11 protein-coding genes, 1 tRNA gene and 2 pseudogenes are annotated in these 10,569 nt (G+C 44.7%); 10 read left to right on the forward strand and 4 right to left on the reverse strand.

Annotated features, from left to right (window positions below; all coding sequences use genetic code 11):
* Positions 1–103: 103 nt before the first annotated feature.
* Positions 104–829, reverse strand: a complete 726-nt coding sequence (locus F6K38_RS00910) for a hypothetical protein (protein WP_044492570.1) — start codon at positions 827–829, stop codon at positions 104–106.
* A 705-nt stretch (positions 830–1,534) separates the two neighbouring features.
* Here F6K38_RS00910 and F6K38_RS00915 point away from each other — a divergent pair.
* The 6 genes from F6K38_RS00915 (at position 1,535) to F6K38_RS00940 (ending at position 6,273) form a co-directional block, all read left to right on the forward strand.
* Positions 1,535–2,056 (forward strand): GNAT family N-acetyltransferase, encoded by a 522-nt coding sequence (locus F6K38_RS00915; protein ID WP_008181937.1) that lies wholly within the window; start codon positions 1,535–1,537, stop codon positions 2,054–2,056.
* A gap of 63 nt (positions 2,057–2,119) precedes the next feature.
* Positions 2,120–2,193: transfer RNA gene (locus tag F6K38_RS00920), tRNA-Pro, on the forward strand.
* Positions 2,194–2,449: 256 nt separating this feature from the next.
* Positions 2,450–3,217, forward strand: a complete 768-nt coding sequence (locus tag F6K38_RS00925; protein WP_008178422.1) for a Tic22 family protein — start codon at positions 2,450–2,452, stop codon at positions 3,215–3,217.
* The gene (gene prmC, locus F6K38_RS00930; RefSeq protein ID WP_008178420.1) at positions 3,214–4,161 is read left to right on the forward strand and encodes a peptide chain release factor N(5)-glutamine methyltransferase; all 948 of its coding nucleotides are present in this window, start codon (positions 3,214–3,216) and stop codon (positions 4,159–4,161) included. Before F6K38_RS00925 ends, prmC begins: the two co-directional genes overlap by 4 nt.
* Positions 4,162–4,263: 102 nt before the next feature.
* Positions 4,264–4,869 carry an L-threonylcarbamoyladenylate synthase gene (locus F6K38_RS00935; RefSeq protein WP_008178418.1) on the forward strand — a complete coding sequence of 202 codons (606 nt, stop codon included), beginning with the start codon at positions 4,264–4,266 and terminating at the stop codon, positions 4,867–4,869.
* A 363-nt stretch (positions 4,870–5,232) separates the two neighbouring features.
* Entirely contained in the window at positions 5,233–6,273 is a 1,041-nt protein-coding gene (locus tag F6K38_RS00940) for a sensor histidine kinase (protein WP_008178416.1), read from the forward strand.
* On the opposite strand, the gene F6K38_RS00945 is transcribed toward F6K38_RS00940, so the two are convergent.
* On the reverse strand, positions 6,233–6,703 hold the full coding sequence (locus F6K38_RS00945; protein ID WP_008178414.1) for a GNAT family N-acetyltransferase: 471 nt from the start codon (positions 6,701–6,703) through the stop codon (positions 6,233–6,235). The two genes, F6K38_RS00940 and F6K38_RS00945, sit on opposite strands and share 41 nt — an antisense overlap.
* A gap of 353 nt (positions 6,704–7,056) precedes the next feature.
* Here F6K38_RS00945 and F6K38_RS00950 point away from each other — a divergent pair.
* The 3 genes and pseudogenes from F6K38_RS00950 to F6K38_RS00960 form a co-directional block, all read left to right on the forward strand.
* A pseudogene (locus F6K38_RS00950) lies at positions 7,057–7,839 on the forward strand (single-stranded-DNA-specific exonuclease RecJ); the annotation flags it as partial.
* Positions 7,770–8,036, forward strand: a pseudogene (locus F6K38_RS00955) (helix-turn-helix domain-containing protein); the annotation flags it as partial. The pseudogenes F6K38_RS00950 and F6K38_RS00955, both read left to right, overlap by 70 nt.
* Positions 8,037–8,286: 250 nt before the next feature.
* Entirely contained in the window at positions 8,287–8,505 is a 219-nt protein-coding gene (locus F6K38_RS00960) for a hypothetical protein (RefSeq protein WP_044493786.1), read from the forward strand.
* Here F6K38_RS00960 and F6K38_RS00965 read toward each other — a convergent pair.
* A complete protein-coding gene (locus F6K38_RS00965; protein WP_008186328.1) occupies positions 8,502–8,681 on the reverse strand; it encodes a hypothetical protein in 180 nt (59 codons plus the stop codon). The genes F6K38_RS00960 and F6K38_RS00965 overlap by 4 nt on opposite strands.
* Here F6K38_RS00965 and dnaN point away from each other — a divergent pair.
* Positions 8,680–9,861, forward strand: coding sequence for a DNA polymerase III subunit beta (gene dnaN, locus F6K38_RS00970; protein WP_008186326.1), 1,182 nt, complete (start codon positions 8,680–8,682; stop codon positions 9,859–9,861). The two genes, F6K38_RS00965 and dnaN, sit on opposite strands and share 2 nt — an antisense overlap.
* A 165-nt stretch (positions 9,862–10,026) precedes the next feature.
* Here dnaN and F6K38_RS00975 read toward each other — a convergent pair.
* Positions 10,027–10,569, reverse strand: a 543-nt coding sequence (locus F6K38_RS00975; protein ID WP_287355903.1) for a glycosyl hydrolase-related protein, incomplete at its 5' end; no start/stop codon positions are given.

A 10,569-nucleotide genomic window follows, 5' to 3' on the forward strand; every position in this document is an offset into this window, starting at 1 on the left:
CATTAAGAATTAAATTCTGGCTTTGGTGGGCTTTCCAATGGGCGAGTAAATCGCCCTTGGGTCGCACTTTCGGGTCTCACCTGTGCTTGTCACCCAATGATAACTAAAACACTTGACCTAGTAATCGCCTCCGAATGCTTTCAGCAATTTTTTGACCTAAATAATCGGGAATCAAGTTTCCGTTAGGACCTAGTAGGTAAAGAATCAGTCGGGTTCGTCCCCGCCACACCAGCAAGTTGGCATTGACCACCAGTAAATCCTCTTGCCAGATGGCATACATAACTTTGTAAAATAATCCAGGTTGGTTATTGGCCTCAATTAACAGCGCTGGTAGATGAAACACTGGGTCTACATAAAATTCTGTTTCTACCTGCTTCAAGCCAGCATCGAGATTAAATTCCACTGCCAGCATTTGTTCCACCTCAAAGCGCCCTGCCAAAGCCTCCCTCAGGGCACGGCAGACATTTTCTGAGGTTTTGTAGGTCAGCGCTTTCCGGTCACGAGACACCACTAGTTTCATAAACACCAGCATTGGGGGACTAATTTGACCATAAAGACTGAGACTGTGGATAGTCAGTCCATAGGCAGTCAGAACGCCAAAAATGTCACTGAGCAGAAAAGACTCATTGCGGTAAGCAAAGTGCAGGACACTTTTTGAGCCTTCCGGTTTGATCTCAATTACAGCATGTTGGGTTTTATAGAGTCGGTAAGCCAGTTTGAGGTTGTGCAGTTGGATCTCACTACTGACAAACTGTTCATAGAACTTAGGAAACGCTCGGTTGAAGCGTTTCAGGATTTCTTGTTGGGATGATTTCCAACCCACAGTGATCGATAGGGGTAGGTGGCTATTCTTGTTTATCAAAAGGTGCGACCCGTGGCGAATTTAATTTGCCAAGGTCAAGCGCACCTAAGCTTTTTGAGTTAACACAACCCCGTCAGCTTCTAGGGGGACTTACAAAAATACTGATAAAAGAGCCTTAAATGTATATATAGATAGAGTTTAACATTGAGGTGCGACCCAAGGGCGATTTACTCGCCCATTGGAAAGCGCACCTTGATTTGCTTGATTTCTTGATATATATGGGTTGGAGCCCCCAGCCAACAACAAGGGCGGATCTGATTCATTTCTGAGCAATCCTGCTGATTAGCCTAGTCTAACTAATCTTCCCCAACTTCCCCACCTTCGGTACCTTCCTAGCCTGAAACAGCTGTGCCCCCTCCGACGCGAGAATCTTACCCAAGCAACTTCAAAGAGCGCGAGCCTTGAGGGAATGCTAGGATGGGAATTTGGATAGGAGGCTTAATTGTGGTATTATCATTTGCACAAAGAATTAGTTTCAGATCAAGGTAGGTCGGGTATGATAGTTTTCCTGGTGGAGTAAAACCATATAGATCAAATATCACTTTCTGTTTTTTAAAACATTTAAGTCTGGCTCTGGTTGACCGAGACCCAGAACGTCTGAGCCGTCAGGGAAAGAAGACCATTACCAGTCCAAGTAGCTCACAATTATGATAACGCCACTGTCACACCTGCATGGGTTTTTGGAAAAGCTTCTTTAGCAGTTCTGATACTGCTTTGCCTCAAACACGATCTGAAGGAGATACCGTAGAAGGTGTCAAATATCGCACCGACGGTACCTCACGGGTATTTTTCAGTACAACACGGGAAATTGACCTGTACGAATTGGAAGAACTTTGTGATGCTGTTGGTTGGTCTCGGCGTCCTCTGCGCAAAGTTAAGAAAGCCATTCAGCATAGCTTTTTGGTTACTTCTATGTGGTACCAGCGAGGTAACACGAGGCGCTTAATTGGCTTTGCCCGTGCCACTTCTGATCATGCTTTCAATGCCACAATCTGGGATGTAGTAGTTCATCCAGATTTCCAAGCCAAGGGACTAGGTAAAGCTTTGATGAGATATATGATCAAAAAATTGCGCAGCCAAGATATTAGCAATATCACCCTATTTGCCGATCCTCAAGTGGTAAGTTTTTACCGTAAAATGGGATTTATGCCTGACCCAGAAGGTATTAAAGGCATGTTTTGGTATCCAGATTAATCTAGAGTACACACAAAATGCCAAAAGTGAGTTATACTGGTTATACTGCTTAGAGGTAGCATCCGGGATGTAGCGCAGCTTGGTAGCGCGCCTGCTTTGGGAGCAGGATGTCGCAGGTTCAAATCCTGTCATCCCGATTGGAAATCGATCAATCAATAAGTCTAATCAGTCAAGACACCAGGGTAAAGTCAGTGAAACTTGATAATAGTCAGGTGCAGAGCCATGAAACGCCGCTGATCAGCTAAGTTAACATGCCACGTCAAGCTATGATCGACAAGAATGAATTTAATCTCTGCCTCTACTAGAGGTTAGTAAGTTGCGTTCAGATCTCTCAGTGAGCAGGGTATTCTAGTTGTAACAGGCTCTTCTTCGTTAAAATTCGAGGTAATTTCTATGAAATCATTGTTCCGTTGGGGCACAACATTAAGTTTAGTAGGGAGTGCCTTACTAGGCTCAGTGAGTGCGGAAAATTTAGCGGCACTGGCTCTGACCGAAGAGCAGGTAAGAGAAAAGTTGACACCTGTACCTGTATTTGCAGTTACTGATACTAAAGGTTCGCCACTAGTAGCCTCAATTCCAGATCAGCAAGATCAAAAGAAGACTACCTCAGTGGCAGGTGTGTTTATTAGCCAAGAAGATGCTAATGCCTTTGTACAGCGTTTAAAGCAGGAGAATCCTCAACTAGGTAACAAGGTTCAAGTAGTGCCTGTATCTTTGGGGGAAGTTCATGAGCAAAATCAAAAGAATCGCACTGTTCCCAATGGTTTAAATTTTGCCTACATACCAAACCAACAGCAGGTAAAGCAGGCACAAGCGATCTGGAACCAAAATGGTCAAGAAAAAAAGCCATTTCAGGGCGTACCGCTGTTTGTGGCCAAAGAAGCTAGCAACAGCGGATACCTAACCATTCAACAAAATGGGGTCTCATCAATTCCGTTCTTTTTTAACAAAGAGCAATTGCAGAGTATAGTGAATCGCTATAAGCAGCAAGACCCTAACTCCCAGGTTAAGATAGAGGTAGTGCCTCTAGAGGGCGTTATAAAAACCTTACAGGACAGCAACGATCAGCAGCTAGAGAAAATCGTACTAGTGCCATCCCAGGAATCCCTGAAATTTTTGCAAGGTCTGTCCCAAAATCAACTCCAACGTCCAAATCAATGATTATGGGTCAGCGGTGGGTGGTCTCGGGAAAAGAACTCTGGCAGTGGCGTCAAGATGCCTGCAAGTCTGCCGCCGAGGCAGGTGTCCCTACAGCTGAAGTGGACTGGTTGCTAAAGGAGGTAGCTGAGCTTGACCCATTAGTGCTACGCTTGGAGTCATGGCAACAGTGTTCCTTGTTAGGGCAAGCCACTGAAAACTCAACTATTCAACTTTCCCAACCTCTACCTGTACTCACCCAACTGTGGCAAAAGCGTATCCATCAGCGATGCCCAGTTCAATACCTAGCTGGGGTTACTCCTTGGCGTCATTTCTCCTTGAGAGTTTCCCCAGCTGTCCTGATTCCCCGCCCAGAAACTGAATCCCTGATTGATCTGGCGGTCAATGGTGTAGCTATGAGCTCTACACCTGACTTATCATCAGGACACTGGGCGGATTTGGGGACTGGTAGTGGAGCGATCGCTTGTGGACTGGCAGAGGTATTTCCCCATGGGACTATTCATGCCGTTGATTGCACTGAAGAAGCCCTTGCCATCGCTCAATTGAATGCTCAACAGTTGGGCATGGCAGAAAAAATTAAGTTCTACCATGGTTATTGGTATTCACCTCTAGAAGCCTTGAAAGGTCAGTTAAGTGGTATGGTGGCAAACCCACCTTATATACCTAGTAACTCCCTCAAACAGCTACAACCAGAAATATACTACCATGAACCCCATATTGCCCTCGACGGTGGCAGGGATGGTCTAGACTGTATCCGACAGCTGATTGACATGTCTGGGGATTATCTGCGCCCAGGCGGTGTTTGGTTAATTGAAATGATGGCAGGACAAGCGGACAAGGTTGTTCAACTACTCCAAAACCATGGCAGTTACTCTGAGATCCAGATATTTCCAGATTTAGCAGGTATTGACCGCTTTGCTCTAGCTTATAGGAAGTATGAAGTATAAACAAGGTATGCATAGATGCCCACAGGTAAAAAGCTTTGGAGAATTTTCCCAAGCTTTTACCTTTGACGTGATAGCTTCTACTTTTTAGTGTGCTGGTGAGCAATGACCCAAGTTTCTATGGCTACCCTGATTTCCGGGGCTCTCTCAGGTAAGCTGGTAAGTTTTCCGACAGATACAGTACCAGCACTAGCAGTGCTACCGCACAAGTCAGAGTTGGTGTTTGAGGCAAAGCGGCGTCCTCAAGACAAACCTTTGATTTTGATGGGGGCATCTCCTAAGTCTCTTTGGCCATTTGTTCAAGGTACTTCCGCACAGAGGTCGATTTGGGAACACATGGCTGTTAAGTATTGGCCAGGAGCATTAACATTGGTTTTACCCGCTTCAGATAAAGTACCTACCGTTATGAATCCTTCTGACCCGACTACTATTGGGGTGCGTGTGCCAGCTTCCAGGATAGCGATCGCAATTTTGTCCAAGACTGGTCCGTTGGCAACTACCAGTGCTAATTACTCAGGCGAGCCACCTTTACAAACAATGGCAGCGGTTGAGGTGCAGTTTCCCGAGGTATTGACCCTCCAGCCAGCTGAGTTAGAAGCGATCAAACCAGACAAGATTGGCGTCCCGTCTACTGTTGCCAAATGGACCAGCAGTGGCTGGGAAATTTTGCGTGCTGGAGGGATTGAATTAGACGATTCAGAGTTTGAATAGTTCTACTCACCTTTTAAAAAAACTAGCTATCCTTAAAAAGATCTGACAAAAAAGTATGAAGTTTGAATTGTGAAGGAACCCTGAATTGTGAAGGAATCCTGAAAAGGTTCTATCGATTGGTTACTCAGCAACAGGTATTTTTTTAGCCTCGTTGCCTACCCAACTCTACCCTTGTCGATTACCAGCAGTACAATCTTCAACCTTCATTCTTTATCCTTCAATTTTGTTAGGTGCGCTTGACCTTGGCGAATTAAATTCGCGCGATTGTCGCGCCTCCAAGGCCGCGAGCAATCCCTCGCGGCCTAGGGTCGCACCTTCGGGTCGCACCTGTTGACGTTTTTAGTGTGGCAAGACTTAATAAGCATGGGTGAGACAGATCTGATCTATTTGCTAGTAGGCATTGGGTTAGGAGTTATGGGGAGTCGCTTCCGGAAATTTTTAAAGGTGCGCTTTCCAATGGCCGGGTTCCCCGGCCTTGGGTCGCACCTTAAGGTGCGCTTTCCAATGGCCGGGTTCCCCGGCCTTGGGTCGCACCTCCATGAAAGCACAGACTCAAAGACCTCTGGATGCCATCAAACTGATACTGATGCTGAAGAAATCCAGGGTCTGAAACAGGAATTCAAGCAAAATCAATTGGCTTACCAAATGGCAATGGAAATGAGCCAGTTTAAAGCCGGATTTTTGGCACGAACTTCCCACGAGTTGCGATCGCCTCTGAGTCGGTTGATTGGTTTACATCAGTTGATTTTGTCGGATCTGTGTGAGTCTCCAGAAGAAGAGAGAGAATTTGTGAACCAGGCTAACGCCTCTGCCCATACTATGGTCAAACTGCTTGATGAGGTGACTGCTGTAGCTAAAACTGAACACGGTACTAACGTTTTGGAGATTTGCTCAGTCCCCTTGAAGCAGCTGTTGGAAGACCTCTATCGTCTGACCTATTTGCAAGCTGCCAATCGCAATCTCCAACTGCAAATAGTTCCACCTGACCCCCAAATTCACGTTTTAGTAGATCCACGGCGTTTTCGACAAGCATTACTAATGATTGTGGATACTGCGATTACTCAGATAAGCAGTGGTGAAATTAAAGTTTCGACTACACTCTCCTCTAAATCTGAAACAGTTTCCATCTGGATTGATATGCCCTGTGCTATCAGCTGTTGGGCTGAAGCTGTTGATTTATTGCAATTACCACCAGATCAATCAAAACAGCCCAGTGAAACGGTATCCACTTCATCTGGACTGACCTTGTTGATGATTCAAACACTCTTGGAAGTGATGCAGGGGCGTATAGAAGTATTAGCGGTCCCCAGTGAAGAAGCTGACAATGATACCTCTGCTGAGAATCTTACCCGGTTTCAAGTTTCTATACCCCAGGGGATTCCTGAGATTGTAGAGCCTTACTAGGCACTGGAGTAGCTAGAGGCTGATTGTACAATACCATTGTGGTACTGGAGTTCACCTCAAAACCAATGCGTTCGTAAAAACTTTGTTGATGGGTGGTCATCAGATAAACTCTCTCTACTCGGCTCATCTGAGGATGAGAGAGTACGGTTTCCACTAGCTTACGCCCTAGCCCAGCTCCTCGATAGTCTGGATGGATAACGACATCCCAAATGGTTCCCCGATAAATTCCGTCAGAGGTAGCTCTAGCTAATCCAATCAGCTTCTGGTTATCCCAAACGCTGATGACAGGATTACTGTTAGCGATCGCAACTTGCCAATCCTCGATTTTTCGGTCTTTTGCCCAAAAAGCACCTAGGTTAAACAATTGCTGTAGCTGGTAATAGTCGATTTGAGATTTGCGATCGCAAAACTGAATATGGCGGTAATCCATAGTTACCAAAGTTCCTTCTGATTTTGTTAAACGTGCCTTGAAATTGACTTACTTTCCTGATTTTAGTCGGGAAGTTTAATAAAAAAATTTTAATTTAAAATAGGGTTCAGAGCCTGTCCTATTGACTACGGTTAAGTAATAGAAACCAGACAATTTTTCCTGATTAATTAACAATTTAAAATTGACAATTAATCAGGATTAAAGGGGTTTGCAGATAGCTGTTAAAGATATATCTATCGATAGGTGATCTCTGGCTTGACAAACCCAGGCAGCTGAGTATTACAAAATGTTAAGATTATAACCTATTGTAATTATTTCGGTCAAATTCAATAACTGATAGTATGGGTGGTAGTATGGGCTATTGTTGTTCGATCACGACACCTGTGCACAACCACCTCTCACCCACCCCATCCAAACCCCATGCCCAATTGCCTAATCAGCGTTGGGAAATTGCCCCCCTCAAAACTGAACAAGCTGACCAACTCGCCCAAGCTAGAGGCATTTCCCCCCTAATCGCTCAACTCCTGATCAATCGGGGCATTGAAACCTCTGAACAAGCCGAGGTTTTCCTCAATCCCCTATCTCAGGTGATGCCTGCACCGATTGATGAATTTCCCGATTTGGCAATTAGTGTCGGGATGCTCACTGAAGCGATCGCAAATCAAGAAAAAATCGCTATCTGTGGAGACTACGATGCTGATGGCATGACCAGCACGGCTTTGTTACTCAGAGCATTACGCTGGTTGGGGGCTGATGTAGACTACGCCATACCCAGCCGGATGACAGAGGGTTATGGCATCAATACACGGATTGTGGAAGAATTTGCGGAGGAAGGGGTGGGTGTGATTTTAACGGTTGATAATGGTATTGCTGCCCATGAACCTATTGCTAGAGCTGTAGAACTTGGAATAACGGTTATTGTAACTGACCACCATGACCTACCTCCAGAACTTCCAGACGCTGATGCCATTCTCAATCCTAAGCAACTGCCGGAAGAGTCACCCTACCGAAGTTTAGCGGGTGTAGGGATAGCTTACATTTTAGCTATCTGTCTAGCACAAGAACTGGGTCAACTCAAAGGCTTGACCCAACAGCTGTTAGAACTATTTACTCTGGGAACTATTGCGGATTTAGCATGTATCTGATGAGGCAGCATACAGAATTGAGCCTACCCCGAATTGGGGAAGAATTTGGGGGCAAAGACCACACGACAGTCATGTACAGCTGCGATAAAATAACTCAGCTGCGGGAAAAAGATGATGAGTTAGCTCAGAAACTTTCTCAGTTAAGCGATCGCATAAATCTGACAGCCAGGAGTCAAAACCAAAAATAAAGCGTGTTTATAGCAATTATCAGCGACGTTTGAGGTAATTTTGTCCTGGCTTTTAGGGAATAGGGAATAGGGAATAGGGAATAGGGAATAGGGAATAGGGAACAGGGAAAAAATACTCTGTACCTGATTAGCCTAGAAAACACTATATTAACTAAAGTTTATTAATTAAAGTTTATTAATTAACCCCTTGAGCTTGATGTTATGATCGAGTCTACTGCTGGAATATCTGGCTTCTGAGTATAAATGCTCTGTGGAAAAATCACCGAATTTTTCCACAACTTTTTCCACAAATGGATTACTAGCCCAATTAGTATTCAGCTATCAGTTATCAGCTATCAGCTATCAGCTATCAGTTATCAGTTATCAGCTATCAGTTATCAGCTATCAGTTATCAGCTATCAGTCATCAGCTATCAGTCATCAGCTATCAGCTATCAGGTATCAGTTATCAGCTATCAGCTATCAGCTAAAGGCTGACCGCTGACCGCTGACCACTGACCGCTGACCACTGACCGCTGACCACTGACCACTGACCGCTGACTACTGACCACTGAATACTTAGGTTTTTGAGGTGGTTTTGTAGAAAGATTAGTAATCGAGTACTATAGTTTTTTGCTAAAGCAAGCCCCATTAGAAAACCAATCATGAAACTGGTTTGCAGTCAAAGTGACCTCAATACAAACCTTTCACTAGTGAGTCGGGTAGTCCCTTCTCGCCCTACTCATCCTGTGCTGGGTAATGTTTTGTTAGAAGCAGACCAAAAAAATCAGCGGGTGCTACTAACTGCTTTCGACCTGAGCGTGGGTATCCAGACTAGCTTTAATGCTGACGTTGAGACAGGAGGGGAAATTACGCTGCCAGCCAAACTGCTCAATGATATTGTCTCCCGTCTACCTTCAGGGGAAATTACTCTAGAGGATGATGGGACAGGAACAGACAGTGATAGCCTGATTGTGACCTTAACCTCGGCTACCGGACGTTATCAGGTTCGAGGCATGAGTTCTGAGGAATTCCCCGAACTGCCGGAAGTTAACACATCCGTTGCGGTTCATATTCCTGTAGAAGTCTTAAAGGCTGGATTGCAGGGTTCTTTATTTGCCACCAGTTCTGATGAAACTAAGCAAGTGTTGACGGGGGTTCACCTTACTGTACAGTCGGACAAATTGGAATTTGCTGCTACCGATGGTCACCGACTAGCAGTTGTGGAAACTAATCGCACAATAGAGGAAAGTGCAACGACTGAAGCTACCCAAGAATTGGATGATCATGATTTCCCCCTAGAATTTACTTTACCAGCTAGAGCGTTAAGGGAGTTGGAGCGGATAGTATCTAAGGCTGAAGCTCAAGATATTATTGCGATTCAGTTTGAACCTGGTCAGATTGTTTGTCAAGGAGGAGAACAGCTTTTAACAAGCCGAACTCTGGAAGGACAGTACCCTTCCTATCATCAGCTGCTTCCCAAACACTTTGAGCGTCAGCTCATTCTCGATCGCCGTCAATTACTGAGTGCAGTAGAACGGATTGCAGTGTTGGCTGATCAGAAAAATAATATTGTCAAGTTTAATATCGATAGTGTTAACCAGCGGCTTCACCTCTCGGTAGAGGCAAAAGATTTGGGTAGTGGTCGGGAGTCAATGGAAGTAGAAATATCGGGTGATAGTTTGGAAATTGCTTTTAATGTTAAGTACTTAATTGATGGCTTAAAAGCCCTTTCTACCTCTGAGATTAAAATGCAGATGAATGAAGCTAATAGTCCTGTGATTTTTATGCCTCTAGGGGGATTGAAGATGACCTATTTGATTATGCCAGTGCAGATTAGAAAATAGGTAAGGATTCAGCGGTCAGTGGTCAGCCCTCAGCCCTCAGCCCTCAGCCCTCAGCCCTCAGCCTTTAGCTGATAACTGATAGCTGATACGCGACACGCTGATAGCTGATAGCTTACCTCCGGACTCCCGACTCCCGATTCCCGATTCCCGACTCCCGACTCCCTTCTAGGTTATTAATCTAACTGCAAAACTACTTATTTTCCAAGGCTCTATCTGAACTACTTTTCCATCCGGTGATGGTTCTGATAAACTAACGGGTCTTTCCAATAAATCAACTGGGTGAACTACTTTTAATCCCAAATCACTTACTAAGGATAAATTTGCTGACTCCCCATGAGATTCATAACACCTGAGAATCCATTGATCAGGGATATCTTCGGATTGTTTAAGTGCCATCAAAATTAAAGTCTTGGCTGACAAATTTAATAGTTGTCCGGTTGATGGTAAAGAAGGTTGACTATTATTACTGACATTATTACTGACAACAGAACTATTGGGGGGAGACCAAAGTAAACTTAGAAATGGTAAGTTAAGCTGGTATGCTAGGTGAATTGTATCTGCAAAACGCCAATTGCCTTGATGAGGATAAAGAGCATAGGTGAATTGGTGGATGCCTTGATCAGCTTCAGGATCGGGCCACGTCGGAGAGCGAAGCAATGTTAGACGTAATTGGGACGCCTGGGCATCATAACCGTATTTGCAATCATT

The organism is Moorena sp. SIO3B2 (genome assembly GCF_010692525.1).
Taxonomy (GTDB): Bacteria; Cyanobacteriota; Cyanobacteriia; order Cyanobacteriales; family Coleofasciculaceae; genus Moorena; species Moorena producens.